The sequence below is a fragment of the Acidithiobacillus sp. 'AMD consortium' genome (assembly GCF_008926505.1).
In the GTDB taxonomy this organism is placed as follows: Bacteria; Pseudomonadota; Gammaproteobacteria; order Acidithiobacillales; family Acidithiobacillaceae; genus Acidithiobacillus; species Acidithiobacillus ferridurans.
This window is the reverse complement of sequence record NZ_CP044411.1, coordinates 40,978-56,354: the sequence shown is the minus strand read 5'-3', so window position 1 is coordinate 56,354 and position 15,377 is coordinate 40,978. Positions and strand designations below refer to the sequence as shown.

The window sequence follows — 15,377 nt, the reverse complement described above, 5'->3', positions numbered from 1 at the left end:
GGAATCCATGAGTCTAGGAACCAGGATACAGGATGTGCTCCTCCTTTTCGGGGAATTGCGCAACGCGCCATACGCACCGGCGGCTTTTGCCACCAGCTTTGGGGCGGAAGATATGGTGCTCACGGACCTGATTGCGAAGCATGCGCCATGGATAGAGATATTCACCCTCGATACCGGCCGTTTACCGGAGGAAACCTACCGACTGATGCAGGAAACCAGGGAGCATTACGACCTCCCCATCCAGGTGTATTTCCCGGAACACGGGATAGTGGAGCGCTATGTCCGGGAACACGGGCCCAACGCCTTTTATGAAAGCCAGGAATTGCGCAAGGCCTGTTGCCATATGCGTAAGGTCGAACCCCTGCAGCGGGCATTGCGGGGTAAAAGGGCCTGGGTGACCGGAATGCGCCGGGAGCAGGCGCTTTCGCGGCAAGACCTCGCCGTTCGGGAATGGGATGCGGCCCACGAGCTGGCCAAGTTTAATCCCATGGCCGATTGGCATGGCGAAGAAGTCTGGGACTATATCCGTCGTTTTGAGGTGCCCCACAGTCGTCTTCATGATCAGGGTTACCCCAGCATCGGCTGTGCCCCCTGCACGCGCGCCATCTCCCCCGGCCAGGATATCCGCGCGGGTCGTTGGTGGTGGGAGAATCCGGCCACCAGAGAGTGTGGCCTGCATGTCGTTGGCGGCAAACTGGTCCGCGCCAAGCCAGCAACACCACAAAAAACTTCAGGACAAATATGATGCCTACTACAGCCGAAAAACTTGTTCTCGATGCCGCTAGCAATCACCATCTGGACTGGCTGGAATCAGAAGCGGTTCACATTATGCGCGAGGTTGCGGCCGAATGCGGTAAAGCGGCGCTGCTGTTTTCCGGCGGCAAGGATTCGGTGGTGCTGCTGCGCATCGCCGAGAAGGCCTTCCGCCCCGGAAAGTTCCCGTTTCCGCTGGTACATATCGATACTGGCCACAACTTCGCTGAAGTCATCGAATTCCGCGACCGACGCATTGCTGAACTGGGCGAGCAACTGATCGTGCGCTCAGTCGAGGAGTCGATCCGGCGTGGCACCGTGCGTCTGCGTAATCCCGCAAGCGATTCGCGTAATGCGGCGCAGGCCGTCACGCTATTGGAGACCATTGCTGAATTTCAGTTTGCTGCCTGCATCGGCGGCGCCCGTCGCGATGAAGAGAAGGCTCGCGCCAAGGAGCGGATTTTTTCATTCCGCGATGAGTTCGGGCAGTGGAATCCGAAGGCGCAGCGCCCGGAACTCTGGGATTTATATAACACCCGCATTCATCCTGGCGAAAATATGCGCGTGTTCCCGATCTCCAATTGGACCGAGCTGGACGTTTGGCAATACATCGCCCGCGAAAAACTGGCACTGCCGCCGATTTATTTTGCCCATGAGCGCCAGGTCATTCCGCGCAACGGCTTTCTGGTGCCACTGACCACGCTGACACCGGCCAAAGAAGGCGAGGTGATCGAGACCCAAGTCGTGCGTTTCCGTACGGTCGGCGATATCTCATGCACCTGCCCCGTGGCGTCGGATGCCGCTACCGTCGAGGCGATCATTGCCGAGACCGCCATGACCAAAATCACCGAACGCGGTGCAACCCGGATGGATGACCGGACATCGGAAGCATCGATGGAACAACGCAAGAAGGCAGGATATTTCTGATGAGCGCGACCATTCCCAAACCGTTTTTTCCGGAGCTGACGAGAGAGCGCGGCTTGCTGCGCTTCATTACTGCCGGTTCGGTGGATGATGGCAAGAGCACGCTGATCGGCCGTCTGCTGTTCGACAGCAAGGGTATTTTTGCCGACCAACTGGACGCGATATCGCATGCCAGGCACCGGCGCACCATCGGCGACACGATCGACTTGTCGCTGCTGACGGATGGCCTGGAAGCCGAGCGCGAGCAGGGCATCACCATCGACGTCGCTTACCGCTACTTCGCCACGCCCCGGCGCAAGTTCATCATCGCCGACACCCCTGGTCACGAACAGTACACGCGCAACATGGTGACCGGAGCATCCACCGCTGACGCTGTCGTCATCCTGATCGATGTCTCGAAAGTGAAGATGGGCGACGATGGCAGCGTGGAATTGCTGGTGCAGACCAAGCGCCATTCGACCATCGCCCACCTATTGCAGATCGAACATGTCGTGGTCGCGGTCAATAAGATGGATCTGGTGCATTACGACCAGGCGGTGTATGACCGCATCGTGCAGGCATACCGGGAATTCGCGCAACGGCTGGGCCTGAAGGATATCCGCACGATTCCGTTGTCCGCCCTGGTGGGCGACAATGTGGTCACTGCGGGCGATAGGATGCCCTGGTATCAGGGGCCAACGCTGATCGAGCTGCTCGAATCCCTGAGCGTCTATGACGCATGCCATGACGAACCGCTGCGTTTTCCGGTACAACTGGTGGCGCGCCACAACGGCCACAAAGCCAACGACTTCCGCGGTTACATGGGCCGTATCGAAGCTGGAAAAGTCCGCAGGGGCGATCGGCTAGTGGTGCAACCAGGAGGATCGGCGGCGACCGTGAAAGACATTCTGATACTCGATCAGTCGCTGGAATCGGCCGTCGTCGGCCAATCGGTAACGCTGTTGCTGCAGGAACACCTGGATATTTCGCGTGGCGACATGCTCGCGTCCGCCGATCGTCCGGCCAACCTGCTCAAAACCGTCACCGCCGATGTCTGCTGGTTGTCGGAGGATCCGCTTGATCTGCATCGCAAGTACTGGCTGAAACACACAACCCGGCAAGTCACCGCGCGCGTCGTAGAAATCCATGCGTTGCTCGATATCAACACGCAACAGAAGCGTCCGGCCGATGCCTTGCAGCTGAACGATATCGCCAGCATCACGCTGAATGTGCAGCAGCCGCTTGCCGCTGATGCATATGACGCCATTCGCGCAACCGGAGCGTTTATTTTGATCGACGAAGTGACACATCAAACTGTTGCGGCTGGGATGATCCGTCTCGACGATTCCGGGGTGGGGCATGTATCCGAACGTTAAAAATACGGTTTCCCGGGGTATGGGACCTAGGCTGGCGCGACCTTCCGCGCAAGATGCCGGATCAACCGGCCAACGGCGGCGGCTGATCGCCGGAGGGCCCCAGCTGTGAGCAGAGGAAGCTTTGGTAACAGCGGGAAAGTCTGGATTGTCGGGGCGGGTCCGGGTGACCCCAACCTGCTGACCCTGAAGGCGGCCGCCCTTGTGGGTACGGCCGATATCATCTTTCACGACGCCCTGGTCAATCCACGCATTCTGGACATGGCCCGGCCGGACACCAAATTGGTGGATGTAGGCAAACGGGGCGGCAAGCCTTCTGCTTCTCAAGTGAGCATTCAGACGCGGATGATCCGCGCCGCGCGGCAAGGTATGCGTGTAGTGCGCCTCAAGGGGGGTGACCCGTTTATTTTTGGACGCGGTGGTGAGGAGTGCATGGCACTGTGGACGGCCGACATCGACTACGAAATAGTGCCCGGCATCACCAGCGGCCTTGCGGCGGCAGCCTGTGCCGCCGTACCGCTGACGTACCGCAGCATCAGCCAATCCGTCCTGTTCGTAACGGGGCACGAAGCCGCGGATGCCCCACCGGTGGACTGGCATCATATCGCAAAGGCAGCAGACACCCTGGTCATCCATATGGGAATAGCCCGCATAACAGGGATTCAGAACGCCTTGATCGCCGGTGGACGGCACCCGGATACGCCAGTGCTGGCCATGCAATGGGCAACTTTGCCGCAGCAGCGCCATGTGTACGCCAAATTAAGCGATCTGACCGATGCCATTCACGAAGCAGATCTGGGCAGCCCGGCAATCCTCATTGTGGGTGAGGCGGTACGCCTTTCGCAACAGTTATCACACGGAATGAACCCCGCTTCCGATGACTCCTTTGGCCAAAAACAGTGGTATTTATCCGCGGTTGGCAGTGCATGACCATGGAAGCCCATTTGCTGCTTGCGCATGGGTCCCGTGACCCGGAATGGCGCCTTCCGTTTGAGATCCTGGCGGCCGACTTGAAGGCAATCCATCCGGAGCACCCTATCCGCCTATGTTACTTGGAACTGTGGCACCCCATGCTAACGGACGCCATTCACGAGGAATATGGCCGCGGTATCAGAAATTTCAGAATATCCCCTCTGTTCTGGAGCCGGGGGCGCCATCTCCGGGAAGACCTTCCGCGTCTGGTTGATGCGGTGATGATTCCCGGTATGCACATCCGTATGGACGGGCCATTGGGCCTCAATGAAGAGGTGTTGCGGGCGGCGTTGACTGCTCTGACCTGATGTTTTATTACGAGAACCAGGAGCATCCAATGAGCAGAAAAGAAACTGTAGTTCATATTTTCAAGGACGGTGAGCGCAATATTACGGCATGCCGGCTAGACGATTCTGAGAATATATCCTTAAACTTTTGCTTGCCAGATATACAACTCACCCCATTGCATTTGCTCAACACGGCGCTTGGCCAATGTCTTGTGGAACTCACGTTACGGTTTCTGGAACGACGGGACTTAAGGGCAACCTGCCTGATGAGCATCTGCACAACTGTAAAAACCACTGGCGCGGTGCGGATTGATGGGATCAATATTACATTGACATTACCATTGCAATTATCACCTGATGATAAAGTGATCCTGATCAGAATGCTACACCAATGTCCGATACATGCAGCCATCACCGGAAGCGTTTCCATCACCTTACAGATATGTGATGACCGCGAAGCCATTTCATACTATGAGCAGAATCTATCATCCCAAATGTCTGCCAACATATCGCATGTCCATACGGTTAGCGACAACGCTATTGATATACGGATATAGCGCTATAAATTCGTCACATTATGAGTTGGCGTGGTCTGACGCTGACCGGTGGTCGTGCTGTGCGTTGAATAATGAATGCTCACCGCCAAACATCATTGCTATTCCTACCGTAAGCATGGCGGGCAGAAGTACACCATAGCTCCCCGTCATTTCGGTGATCATGACGATAGTAGACAAGGGCGCGTTGGCCGCTACGGAAAAGACCGCCATCATGCCGACCACCACAAACATGGCAATGGGTATATTGACGTCAGGGGAAACCACCTTCGCAAAATGCCAGAACAAGGCGCCCGAGAGCCCACCGATAACCACCGTTGGGCTAAAGGCCCCGCCGGATGCCCCCGAGCCGGCAATCAGAGACATGGCCAGAATGACACAGATTATACCTAGCGTTAATTCGGATACCCCAGGGGAGATTTTGTGGTCCATGATCAGCTGCAACCAGCCATAGCCGTTGCCTATGGCATAAGAAGACAACAAACCAATGCAGCCGGCCAGGACACCGCCGATCAGGGCACTGACATAGATCGGCTGTTTCAGTTTCTTGAACAAATCAGAAATATAATAAAACACCCACAACAGAAAGCGGGCAATCAGACCGGAAAAAATACCAAAAATGGAAAACCACAGAATATATCTCAACTCAAAGCTGTGTACTGGCAAAACACCTATGCGGAACAGCGGCGAAAATCCTACCTTGGTGGCTACCACCAGGTAAGCTGCGGCTGATGCGGCAAACGCGGGGATGATCGTTTCGATATCGAAATCGTGCTTGAAAAATATCTCACTACTAGCAATTGCCCCCGCGAGAGGCGCCTTAAACATCGCTCCCAGCCCGGCGCCGACCCCTATGGCCAAAGCTTCGCGCACTTCGTGGGGTTTTTGCCGGAGCAGCTTGGCAATGAATACGCCGACGCTGCCGCCCACCATGCTTACCGCGCCCTCGCGGCCAGAAGGCCCGCCAGAACCAAGAACCATAGCTGACGTAAAAAGCGTGGTAAACGCCTCCTTTAAAGTGAGGGATTCCGGATTTTCGTGGTAAGCGCGAATCGCTTTGTTAGCACCAAGGCTCCCCGGCTTTTTAATCATAAAATAAGACAGTATGCCGGAAATGAACCCGGCCATTCCTTCGACCAGAGGAATCATGAAAGGATAGCCTGGAGCGGAGGTATAGGGCGCCTGGGCTCCACCACCACCAAAACCGGACGAACGCGGCGGGATGAAATGCGCAACGATACCCAAAGACCATCGTGTAAAAAAGTCCATTATGTCAATAAAAACTAAAGATAGTATCCCAACAATAAGTCCGATAATGACCGGGGTAATAAAATATCGCGCCTTGTTTTTGCCTTTTGCCGGCGGTTCCAGTATATCTTTCCAACTATGTTGGGTTATCCGTTCATCAGCGGACTCAGTATGGTTCACGACTACTTTTTCATTTTCCATGGCTTATTCCGTGGGTAATCTATAACCTGACCGGGCGCCCGGTCAGGTTTCAGCAGGCGGCCTGTTATCAGCCCGGGTACTCGCCCAGCCACCTTTACCGAGGCGGTAGTGTTAGCGCATGAAGTGTCACCGCTTGTTTACTAAAAAGCAACAGAATCCATCCTCAACTGCCGGAGGAAGCACGCCATGCGTACCCTTGGCAGATGCATCGCTGAAAAAACGCTCTCCGAGAATGTTTTGCGAGCGCTTGGGCGAGGCTTGCCGCCACTGTGCCCAATTCGTATGGACGCCCCCCTGCGCATGCGTGACTCCGTATCTTGCGCTGATCACCCACATGGTGAATTATACCGTTTAGCTACTATGTCATGATTTGCTATGAAGACTTTTTGCGATGGTTTCTCCTGTCTCTGCATCTGCGCCGTGCTCGATTGCCTTAGGCATGGGTCCGGCGGTTTTTGGCGATCCCTGCTGCTGTTCTTCATCCTTCATCGCCTGCCGGAAACTTTTTATGGCGGAGCCTAGATCTCCTCCTATATTCTTTATTTTCGATGTCCCGAAAAGTGCCATGACAATCAACAACAAAATAATCAAATGTGGAAGGCTGAATATATCCATGGTCATATCCTCACTGTTTGATTCGTGCCCTTACTCTGATTTGTCCAGCCCGGTAACGCCTCCACTAATATCACCAACATTAATTTTTATTAACATGTCATACCTGGCTGACCGTATGCACTAAATTTACCAACCATCGATCATGATATACTAATCCTGACCGGTTGAACAAGGTGGTTGACGTAGATCGGCGGGCGCCGGATGCGGCACCGTGACAGCGGCGATCACAGGCATGCAGGTGCCGAGGTGGCTTCAACGGAGAAAAGGTGACATCCTCCTGTCCAGAAGGCTACGATCAGCTTATGATACCTTTCGGGTCATTACGCTCAGACTAGGCATGTGGAGTGTTTTTATCGCGAGCGCCGTTGTGGAACTTTCCCACTGAATATGGGGAGATGCTGGATATCTAACGTCCCTTATGGAGGGATCTGCGCATGCGCTGCGGCCTGATCCAATACCTCTGGTCCATAGCGCGCAGAATATGGAATTGGTCGTTCACTCCTGGCGCCAAAGAGTTGCGTGACTTGACGGCTTACGGGGTCGCCGGTGCGGTGCTCTGTGGCAGTGCTGCCTATCTGGTATTATCTCATGATACTCTGGACATACTCGCGGCGGCAGCGAATGGTCTTCTTTGGGGCATTATCATTGGGTTGAAACTATGACTAAACACTTTCCAGGGCCGCAGCTCCGACCCGACATAAACTCACGAACCAAGACGACGATGAGTCTTTTGTAAGAAGACATAACACCGGTTAGCGGCCCTGCCGTCCTTTCAGAAACCACCCAGGCCTGCGAAAAAACTGGACCAGCCGGGCAAAGAAAACGCGTGCGGCCACAACAAAGGGCGGGATGCGGGTCACCCTGGCGAGAAAATGACCGAAAATGACCATCCCCACCGCGGGCACGAGAAAGAACACAATGATCCCCCATACGAGCCACGTCGGAACGGTTTGATTGTTGGCCTGCGCAACCTGTTCCACCGGTGACGGGGGTTCCCATTCTTGATTTTCATTGATGGGCGCTGCATCCATCCGGGCAGGCAATGAACCATGCATACCGGTGCGTCTTTCCGCGCGCATCGCATTAACAATGGCGACATTCTCAAAATCCATGTACGTGGTGGTTATCGGCCACCCTCGCCAGACCTTGATTTCCATGCTGCCGCCCTCTTTCCAGCGTGCCACGACTGGCCCATGGTTGATCTCGCCAATTATACTGCTGGGCGGTCCGTATTTATATGTAACCATGGCGATAATATCTTGGACCTGCCTGGTGTCCCCGAAGCTGGGAAATTTATACTCCGCAAGCGCAAACCGGTTGTGTCTGTCATACTTCACAGAAAACTTGCTTGCGCCTTGCAGCTGTGGCATCTGCCCGTTTATTCGGTAGGTATCGAACCATTGCTGGGGACCATTCGGAATAGGGGGAAGGCCCGCTTTCTCTAAAGCGGGCGTCAGCGTCGCGCGCGTCGCGTCCTGCAGTGGAACGCCAAAAAGCAAAAGAGGCGCAGCCATCGCGCTTCCGAGCCAAGCCCATAGCGATATGGCTACAATAAAACGCATCCTGATCACCTGCTCACCCTCCCATACTATGGATATACCCGACTGTACATGTTCCGCATGATGTCCATTACTGCTTCACTGCGTTCAACAAGCGGGATGACGATAATCGCCCAGATTCCATACCGGCGCAGAGTCGGGGCAGATGCACTAATCAGTGGCGCCAATGCAGTAAGAAACCAGCGCACCATCTTCCACCCTCTCTGCTGGCAATGTCACAGCTATTCCCTGATAGCACCATTATGAACAGCATTTGTTCTCCCGCCAAGATGTGGGGCCGACTTCGACCGCTGTACGACCTCCCCAGGACCGCCACGGATGTCACGGGCACCGCCATGAGCTTCGTCGTTTTGCGCTCGGGCGCGGTCCATGATTTTGTGTGATCTGGTAATGGCGAAAGGCCTGATGGCCGCAATCCATAAGGGTTTACTGTATAATTATATCGTCAACAAGAATGCACAGCCGTATTGTATCGCCACGACGTATCAGCGATTATTTTCGGTGCCGGGGCAGACCCCTCCACCGAGGATTTTAGCAACAACCATACACGCGGTTATACTACACCCATGGTTTGCCATCCTGAGCCCTTCTCTTTGCCGATCATTTTCTGGTGACCGCATCCAACGTTGAAAGGCAGGGCTTGGTAGTGGCCTTTGCATATACGCATTACCTACCACGGCAGCATGACTAATTGCCCAACATTCGTCGGAATGTAGTGCATCTCTGGGTAAAATCGCCTCAGAAAACGCCGCGATCCGCTCTTTACGTTGAAAATTTTCCTACTATACTAAAAGTTCGGTGGGTTGATCTTATATTTACGCTCCAAGGAATAAAGGATGATGTTATAATCACACTGCAGGTAAACAAGGAGGCATCATGAAACTCACGTCACGCTATTTCGCTACCACCTTACTCGCTGGCACCATCGGTTTGATAAGCAGCACCGCCGCTTGGGCCTATGAGGGTCAGCAGTATGCTCAGGAGGCACGCATCAGCCCAGACAAGGCGGAGACCATCGCCATGAACGCCAGTAGGCCCTGCGGATTTCGACTAAGCAAGGGCTTTTTTCATCCTCTGCAGGCAAAGACCATCGCCAAACAGACCTGCCCCCCGAATACTGCCAAGGTCACCGGTATGAAGTTGGAAAAAGCCCCCGGCGGCAGTGGCCTGCGTTATGTTGTGGATGTTAGTCGCGAAGACCTGATGTACACTATCTCCATTGATGCAAAAACAGAGAAACTCTTGGAGATAGTGATTCTGCCGGGCGGTTCCAAGCCCTGAATGGCCACTAGACAAAGTCGCCTAATCCGTCCCGCAAATCTGCATATAGTGGCGCGGAGTGACGAAGGCATCCCGCCAGCGCCGTGCAACGTGCATGTGCGGCGCTGGCGACCTTAGCTTGGGCTGCGATTCATGGGTTTCCACAGCCACTCGCAAAACCCACAGCAACAGGCGCGCTGGCCGGGCGAGAACACCAACAAGCCTACCGTCCCCAGCGTTTTACCAGCGGTAAGCGTCCTGTATGAACGTCCTCGATTTTGCAAGATGTCATAATTTTGGAGAAGAGGTCGGCTGCACACATGAATCTGGCCTGTTTGTGGATATATTGTTCTGGCCCCCGAGTTCGACAGTTAATCTTGCAACTCATTGATATTGCCAACATCGATTGCAAAACACTCCACTACAACAGCGTCAGTTGCTGAGAAGCGGCTGTTTTTTTACCCGGAGGGCATACAGCACCTCGCTTTGACATCCTGCCGTCATCCTGATCATCCAGTTTGCCGGCCCACTGGTCGCCCTAGGTAATCAGCGCTTCGATATCCCTCCTCGCTGAATGCAGAGCTGGGTCGGCCAAGTCAGAAAATTTGGGAAGGTGGGTTGATTAGACGGTTACTCCCAAGTGACGGATCAGGACCATAGCTCCCTGATACGCCCGAGAAGGTTTCCCCCCGGAACTGGACTGCCGGGCGCCACTCCCACCCAAGCCGTCATTTCCCTGCCATTGCGAAACAGTTTGGCATGCGCCGCCCTCAATGGGCGAAAAAGCCCATGCCTTGCGGTGTGGGAACCCCGCGCCCTTCCCGCTCTGGAGAGCGGCAGCCGTAGGCGGTGGGCTGGGAGGACATCCACTATTCATTTTTTTAGTCGCGTAGCCCCGTGTTGCGCCAACTCACTAGCGCCGGTCAGTTTCCAGCCCGCTGTCGTAGCGCTCTCGGCGGAGTCATTAAAAATCCCGGCAAGCGCCATAAATGCGCCTAGGAGTGTTTCTTTATCCATTTCCAGGATCCCCGCTATATCCGCCAGACCGCCAACCATAAGTCGTTTGTGATTGCGCCCCTTGCACTTGATAACTTTGATTTTCCGTTCGTGTGCTCTGCGAATACGGATGAGGGTTTCTCTAGCCCTTTTCGCAGATTCAAGAGCCGCGATGTGTCGCATTTGCGCATTTTCAGCTTGGGATATCATATGAATTCCCCCGTGAGTTGCCAGACGCCAGCTGTCTTAACCATGATAGCAGGAGTCTTGCCTAAATGCCCACAGCTTCCATTTGGAGCCTGGGTGTCTTATCCCGTCACGCAACCCCAAGTTCACACTCCGGACGGCAAGGGCCATCCGATGCATGGATTTGATTAGGGATGTCGGATAACCGATGGGGTAATCACGACAGACTGGCAAAACAACACCGCGTCGCAACGCTTGCTCGCTGATCGCAATGTTTGTGGCAGAGAATATTATATTATTCGCATGTATTGTTATTCCGTATGTTTAACTGGCGCTGGCTTTAATGCGCGCCTCTGTAACCTGGACAGATTTGTAACTGGGTGATAACACCTGATATGATGATCCCTCGTATAGCTGGGTTAGTTCGTTCCCCTGTGGAGCACCCTGGCCTTGCTGGAGATAGCGCGCTATGCTGCACGAGTCAGGCGTTATTGCGCCGTCAAATGGGCTATAAGTCTTTTATATCCTGGTGGGCAGGGATATTTCGCGACATTGTTTACCTACTTTTGGTATGTTTTATAACGATTCATAATCAGTCACTTATGGTGTATTTTTAATATGCATTCCACTAACCACGCCATGTCTCATGGTGCCTTAAACCTCCAACGCGTTTTGCTGCTGCGCGGGATAGCTGTCATCGGCCAAGGCATGACCATAGCCGTGGTTACGATCATTCTCGGATGGCACATACCCATATGGCATTTGGCGGCAGTAGTCGCTGTTGAAATACTCCTAATAATCGCCACCACCGTCCGTCTTACTTCCCCTAGGCCTATCAGCAATCATGAGTTCTTTACGCAACTCCTGGCCGATGTTGCCATTCTGGTAGCCCTCCTATATTTTTCCGGGGGCCCTACCAATCCATTTATTGCCTTACTGTTGTTACCATTAGTTATCGCCGTTGCCACCCTTCCAAAAATATATGGGTGGTCAATGGCGGCGATAACCGTAATGTGCTATTCAGGATTGATGGCTTTTTACGTACCGCTACCGCTACATGCGCTTGCCACTTACGAAATGAAATTGCACATATGGGGAATGTGGTTTGAATTTATTATAATCGCCGGAGCTATCAGCTATTTCGTCAAGCGCATGAGCGACAGCCTGCAGGAACGGGATCAGGCTATCGCCCATGCGCGCGAAGAAAAATTGATGATGGATCGCGTTGTTGACCTAGGCGCTTTGGCAGCCGGTGTTGCCCATGAACTGGGAACACCTCTTGCGACGATGACGATTATAGCCAAGGACCTGCAGCAGGACTATAAAGAAACCCAAAATCTTTCGGAAAGTCTGGGTATTTTGTATGAACAGTTGCAACGATGTAAACGCATCCTCAGCACAATGTCCGCTTCCGCCGGCCAGTTGCAGGCATCGAGCGGGTGTCAGCTACGCATCGAAGAATACCTCCATAATATCATTACTGAATGGGGCGATGCTCGTCCTGGTATTCATGTCGAGTTTCGTTCAGATGGCGCCGGATCGACTGCAAAAATTGTTGCGGAGCATACCTTGACTCAGGCGCTGACCAACATTTTCAATAACGCCGCCGACGAATCGCCTGATTATGTAGAAATAGATGTACACTGTAGCGATCACGATGTCGTCATCGATGTCTGTGATCTTGGTCGCGGAGTCACCCCGGAGATAGCCAGGGATGCTGGGCAACCTTTTTTCTCGAAAAAAGAAGATGGGCTTGGTCTTGGGTTTTTTTTAGCGACTACCATCATAAACCGTCTGGGTGGGAGCGTCTCCTTGTTCAGTCGGAGAGAGGGAGGATCCTGTACCCGTGTGGTATTTCCTCTGACCTCATTGCTCATAAGTACCAATAACTAATGACCATAAGAACTATGGACAATAGTGCGGATATCACCGCCACACCGGTTTCTAACATTATGGTTGTGGATGATGACGTAACGTTTTGCCGGGTACTGTCAAATGCGTTTTCCAGGCGTGGTTTTGAAGTATGCACTGTGCATGATAGCGCCGATATAATCGCGGTCGCGGAACTTTACATGCCGGACGCCGTAGTTCTGGATCTGCGAATGCCGGGGGTTTCCGGTTTGGAAATGATAAGTCCCCTACGGAACATCAACCCGGACATCAGAATCCTCGTGCTCACCGGTTACGCCAGCATAGCAACGGCGATCGAGGCCATAAAGCTCGGGGCGGTCTATTATCTGACAAAACCAGCAGATGCAGATGAGATTATCGCCAGGCTATATGAGAAGGATGGCAACCCTGCGGCTCCGGTCAAAAACGAGTTATTATCAGCGCGCAGAGTTGAATGGGAGCATATCAGCAAGGTACTGATGGAGTGTAATGGCAACATATCGGCTGCCGCTCGCCGCCTGGGAATGCACCGAAGATCTTTACAACGCAAGATGAACAAGCACCCCGTACGCCACTGACTATTGAATGTGCCTATAATTATTGGGCACGTCAGTGAGGACGGTTCACCGCCGGATGTCACAGTTTTCTACGGACGACCTGATCCGCCCGATCGGCAGACGGCATTATATATGGGTTCTCTCGTATCCAGATGCTCGCTATCCATTTTTCTCCATCGGTAACCGGCAAACCTGCATGTAGGGACTCCCGCAACTGTCGGTTCTGCGCGTCTGTATTCCTGAATAGGATACCGAACCCCGCGTTGGGCACGATATTCGCCATGAGGTGCGGGAATTGTGTCCAGCCACCATATTCCACATCATTCAGGTACAGCAGTACCGTTAACACCCTGTTGCCACCATTCTTCAATTGGGGAGATCCGTCCGAAAAGGCATCGTAGTGTATGTCATACTTTCCGCCACGGGTATAATGCAGAATCTGCAGCGGTTCCTGATGTTCCTGCGCGACCCCGGAAAACAGTTCGATACGCCGCCGTATCTCCGGAATGATTGGATGCGCATCAGCCGATGGCGCCACTACCGTACTGCAGCGCCCAGAGGTCTCATATGCAGCCTCGGAAGCACCATTCACCACCATCGAAGGTTTCGCGTCAGACATGCTGCCAATCGCTATCAATTCGGCACATTCGTCAAGGCTCAAAAGCCCCTTGAAGTGCACCAGTCCTATGGTGTCGTTCACAGAAAGTATTTTTACTTCCATGCCATATCTCCAACAGATGCGGGGCAACATTGGCAGCAGCAGCCATAGTTTGGATTATTTCCATAACAGTGACGCCCATTTCCACGCATCCCGGTGTCGCCAGGACGGCGGGCGTCAAGACGAATGTAAACCAGAACTAACGCATACCCCGTGCCTACACGTCATGCCCACGGACCAGCGATATCCTCCGGCAACCGAGATAAGGCATCGTATTTTCAGTGCATGGGACCCATCTGCATGTGGATCATCGCCTCATACTTGCCATCTGTTTTTATCACTCCCTTGGGAACACTGACTCTATAGTATTCGTTACCTATAGAGGCGCGAATGCTATCGTATCCTGATCTTATTTGCGGCCACTCCTTGGCTAGGTTCATAGGTGTTGGTGACCATGTAAATGCGATGTACCCATCTATTATATCTCTTGCCGCGTTCATGATGGATTGCGACTTTTTGGCGTCCGTGGAATCGGTCGGCCTTTTGCATTGCGACAGATTCTTTTTTGCGTAAAGTGCATACAGCCAACTGGTCTCATCAAAAGATGCCCCCGGATTTTTATTTTTAAAAAAACTTACATCCGTGGCCATATGTCCAGATGCAAACACTGCATCGTGATAAACTGCCAGGGTCGGGGGCAATACACAATCATAAAATGCTTCCATCGGGGTTGCCGGTGCACCCCGTGCCGCCACCGGTGCGGCCAGTGCTAGTCCTATCGTTATCAATCGTAAAATCTTTGTCATAATGAACTCCTATCAGTGGATGCTTTCTCCACCATGATTTCATGGGTACCTGCGTTGCTCTAGGTAACAGAAAAGCGGGCCGCCAAAGAACGGAATCCGGCGCACCCATCTGGACCTAGCACTGCACGGCAGCTGTCACCGCCATCAACCCAAAACATTGCCCGTGATATCGCGCCAACAGTTTGCCCCCTGAGAAAGCCTATTTCACGGTTTTTGATAGCCTCCCATTGTGGATGCAGAGGACAAGGCGTAGTATTCGTATCGCAGTCATGGCCTAGTATGCAACGTATCTCCAGCGGGCGCCCTTCGGTAATCTCAATAACGTCAATAATATTTAAGGACTCGGCACCAGGGCGCAACATATAGCCACCGCCCTTTCCTTTTACGGAGTACAGGATTCCGCGCTTGGCCAACCAGCGCAGTACTTTGGTAACGCATGGCGCGGAGCCTCCTATATAGTCAGAAATATCCCGGCTCAGCACCGGCCTTCCCGATGGCTGGGCGGCCAGATAAATCAGACTCCGCAGGGCATATTCGCTAGTCTTGCTCAACATCATCT

General features: G+C 53.4%; 17 protein-coding genes and 1 pseudogene. 10 read left to right on the top strand and 8 right to left on the bottom strand.

The genetic code is table 11. From position 1 onward, the window contains the following. Window positions 1-7 precede the first annotated feature (7 nt). The 6 genes from F6A13_RS00270 to F6A13_RS00245 all read left to right on the top strand — a co-directional run bounded on the left by F6A13_RS00270 (window position 8) and on the right by F6A13_RS00245 (window position 4,845). On the top strand, window positions 8-745 hold the full coding sequence (locus F6A13_RS00270; RefSeq protein ID WP_126604689.1) for a phosphoadenylyl-sulfate reductase: 738 nt from the start codon (window positions 8-10) through the stop codon (window positions 743-745). Beyond that, window positions 742-1,680, top strand: coding sequence for a sulfate adenylyltransferase subunit CysD (cysD, locus tag F6A13_RS00265; protein WP_197722486.1), 939 nt, complete (start codon window positions 742-744; stop codon window positions 1,678-1,680). The genes F6A13_RS00270 and cysD overlap by 4 nt, the downstream gene beginning before the upstream one ends. Continuing rightward, entirely contained in the window at window positions 1,680-3,032 is a 1,353-nt protein-coding gene (locus tag F6A13_RS00260) for a sulfate adenylyltransferase subunit 1 (protein WP_126604690.1), read from the top strand. Before cysD ends, F6A13_RS00260 begins: the two co-directional genes overlap by 1 nt. Before the next feature lie 105 nt (window positions 3,033-3,137). After that, on the top strand, window positions 3,138-3,959 hold the full coding sequence (gene cobA, locus F6A13_RS00255; RefSeq protein WP_113526434.1) for a uroporphyrinogen-III C-methyltransferase: 822 nt from the start codon (window positions 3,138-3,140) through the stop codon (window positions 3,957-3,959). After that, window positions 3,956-4,309, top strand: coding sequence for a sirohydrochlorin chelatase (locus F6A13_RS00250; protein WP_113526433.1), 354 nt, complete (start codon window positions 3,956-3,958; stop codon window positions 4,307-4,309). The genes cobA and F6A13_RS00250 overlap by 4 nt, the downstream gene beginning before the upstream one ends. A gap of 29 nt (window positions 4,310-4,338) precedes the next feature. Then, the gene (locus tag F6A13_RS00245; RefSeq protein ID WP_151527944.1) at window positions 4,339-4,845 is read left to right on the top strand and encodes a hypothetical protein; all 507 of its coding nucleotides are present in this window, start codon (window positions 4,339-4,341) and stop codon (window positions 4,843-4,845) included. A gap of 18 nt (window positions 4,846-4,863) precedes the next feature. Here F6A13_RS00245 and F6A13_RS00240 read toward each other — a convergent pair whose 3' ends face one another. Together F6A13_RS00240 and tatA are read right to left on the bottom strand one after the other, a co-directional pair. Further along, window positions 4,864-6,291, bottom strand: coding sequence for a chloride channel protein (locus tag F6A13_RS00240; RefSeq protein WP_113526431.1), 1,428 nt, complete (start codon window positions 6,289-6,291; stop codon window positions 4,864-4,866). A gap of 363 nt (window positions 6,292-6,654) precedes the next feature. Further along, complete coding sequence (gene tatA, locus F6A13_RS00235) at window positions 6,655-6,906, bottom strand: twin-arginine translocase TatA/TatE family subunit (protein ID WP_113526430.1); 252 nt, start codon at window positions 6,904-6,906, stop codon at window positions 6,655-6,657. Window positions 6,907-7,340: 434 nt separating this feature from the next. Here tatA and F6A13_RS00230 point away from each other — a divergent pair, with 434 nt between their 5' ends. Next, window positions 7,341-7,568: a hypothetical protein gene (locus F6A13_RS00230; protein ID WP_113526429.1), complete on the top strand. Its 228-nt coding sequence runs from the start codon at window positions 7,341-7,343 to the stop codon at window positions 7,566-7,568. A gap of 90 nt (window positions 7,569-7,658) precedes the next feature. Here F6A13_RS00230 and F6A13_RS00225 read toward each other — a convergent pair whose 3' ends face one another. Further along, window positions 7,659-8,468 (bottom strand): hypothetical protein, encoded by an 810-nt coding sequence (locus F6A13_RS00225; RefSeq protein WP_126604692.1) that lies wholly within the window; start codon window positions 8,466-8,468, stop codon window positions 7,659-7,661. An 873-nt stretch (window positions 8,469-9,341) separates the two neighbouring features. On the opposite strand from F6A13_RS00225, the gene F6A13_RS00220 reads away from it, so the two are divergent. Next, the gene (locus tag F6A13_RS00220) at window positions 9,342-9,746 is read left to right on the top strand and encodes a PepSY domain-containing protein (RefSeq protein WP_113526427.1); all 405 of its coding nucleotides are present in this window, start codon (window positions 9,342-9,344) and stop codon (window positions 9,744-9,746) included. Between the two features lie 613 nt (window positions 9,747-10,359). Here F6A13_RS00220 and F6A13_RS15925 read toward each other — a convergent pair. Beyond that, window positions 10,360-10,484, bottom strand: a pseudogene (locus F6A13_RS15925) (transposase); the annotation flags it as partial. A gap of 114 nt (window positions 10,485-10,598) precedes the next feature. Then, window positions 10,599-10,931, bottom strand: coding sequence for a conjugal transfer protein TraD (gene traD, locus F6A13_RS00210; RefSeq protein WP_113526425.1), 333 nt, complete (start codon window positions 10,929-10,931; stop codon window positions 10,599-10,601). A 594-nt stretch (window positions 10,932-11,525) separates the two neighbouring features. Here traD and F6A13_RS00205 point away from each other — a divergent pair. Both F6A13_RS00205 and F6A13_RS00200 read left to right on the top strand, forming a co-directional pair. Next, window positions 11,526-12,800: an ATP-binding protein gene (locus tag F6A13_RS00205; RefSeq protein WP_225981879.1), complete on the top strand. Its 1,275-nt coding sequence runs from the start codon at window positions 11,526-11,528 to the stop codon at window positions 12,798-12,800. Window positions 12,801-12,814: 14 nt separating this feature from the next. Beyond that, on the top strand, window positions 12,815-13,375 hold the full coding sequence (locus F6A13_RS00200; RefSeq protein WP_225981878.1) for a response regulator transcription factor: 561 nt from the start codon (window positions 12,815-12,817) through the stop codon (window positions 13,373-13,375). A 58-nt stretch (window positions 13,376-13,433) separates the two neighbouring features. Here the strand turns inward: F6A13_RS00200 and F6A13_RS00195 are convergent, their stop codons facing one another. The 3 genes from F6A13_RS00195 to F6A13_RS00185 form a co-directional block, all read right to left on the bottom strand. Beyond that, window positions 13,434-14,075, bottom strand: a complete 642-nt coding sequence (locus F6A13_RS00195) for a prolyl hydroxylase family protein (RefSeq protein WP_126604696.1) — start codon at window positions 14,073-14,075, stop codon at window positions 13,434-13,436. Between the two features lie 215 nt (window positions 14,076-14,290). Then, complete coding sequence (locus F6A13_RS00190) at window positions 14,291-14,818, bottom strand: hypothetical protein (RefSeq protein WP_126604697.1); 528 nt, start codon at window positions 14,816-14,818, stop codon at window positions 14,291-14,293. Between the two features lie 59 nt (window positions 14,819-14,877). Next, a complete protein-coding gene (locus tag F6A13_RS00185; RefSeq protein WP_225982031.1) occupies window positions 14,878-15,372 on the bottom strand; it encodes an RrF2 family transcriptional regulator in 495 nt (164 codons plus the stop codon). Window positions 15,373-15,377: the final 5 nt, after the last annotated feature.

Excerpts from the sequence above, each read along its gene's own strand:
- F6A13_RS00270 (WP_126604689.1), top strand. The coding sequence starts at position 8 with ATGAGTCTAGGAACCAGGATACAGGATGTGCTCCTCCTTTTCGGGGAA.
- cysD (WP_197722486.1), top strand. The coding sequence starts at position 742 with ATGATGCCTACTACAGCCGAAAAACTTGTTCTCGATGCCGCTAGCAAT.
- F6A13_RS00260 (WP_126604690.1), top strand. The coding sequence starts at position 1,680 with ATGAGCGCGACCATTCCCAAACCGTTTTTTCCGGAGCTGACGAGAGAG.
- F6A13_RS00250 (WP_113526433.1), top strand. The coding sequence starts at position 3,956 with ATGACCATGGAAGCCCATTTGCTGCTTGCGCATGGGTCCCGTGACCCG.
- F6A13_RS00245 (WP_151527944.1), top strand. The coding sequence starts at position 4,339 with ATGAGCAGAAAAGAAACTGTAGTTCATATTTTCAAGGACGGTGAGCGC.
- F6A13_RS00240 (WP_113526431.1), bottom strand. The coding sequence starts at position 6,291 with ATGGAAAATGAAAAAGTAGTCGTGAACCATACTGAGTCCGCTGATGAA.
- tatA (WP_113526430.1), bottom strand. The coding sequence starts at position 6,906 with ATGGATATATTCAGCCTTCCACATTTGATTATTTTGTTGTTGATTGTC.
- F6A13_RS00230 (WP_113526429.1), top strand. The coding sequence starts at position 7,341 with ATGCGCTGCGGCCTGATCCAATACCTCTGGTCCATAGCGCGCAGAATA.
- F6A13_RS00225 (WP_126604692.1), bottom strand. The coding sequence starts at position 8,468 with ATGCGTTTTATTGTAGCCATATCGCTATGGGCTTGGCTCGGAAGCGCG.
- F6A13_RS00220 (WP_113526427.1), top strand. The coding sequence starts at position 9,342 with ATGAAACTCACGTCACGCTATTTCGCTACCACCTTACTCGCTGGCACC.
- traD (WP_113526425.1), bottom strand. The coding sequence starts at position 10,931 with ATGATATCCCAAGCTGAAAATGCGCAAATGCGACACATCGCGGCTCTT.
- F6A13_RS00205 (WP_225981879.1), top strand. The coding sequence starts at position 11,526 with ATGCATTCCACTAACCACGCCATGTCTCATGGTGCCTTAAACCTCCAA.
- F6A13_RS00200 (WP_225981878.1), top strand. The coding sequence starts at position 12,815 with ATGGACAATAGTGCGGATATCACCGCCACACCGGTTTCTAACATTATG.
- F6A13_RS00195 (WP_126604696.1), bottom strand. The coding sequence starts at position 14,075 with ATGGAAGTAAAAATACTTTCTGTGAACGACACCATAGGACTGGTGCAC.
- F6A13_RS00190 (WP_126604697.1), bottom strand. The coding sequence starts at position 14,818 with ATGACAAAGATTTTACGATTGATAACGATAGGACTAGCACTGGCCGCA.
- F6A13_RS00185 (WP_225982031.1), bottom strand. The coding sequence starts at position 15,372 with ATGTTGAGCAAGACTAGCGAATATGCCCTGCGGAGTCTGATTTATCTG.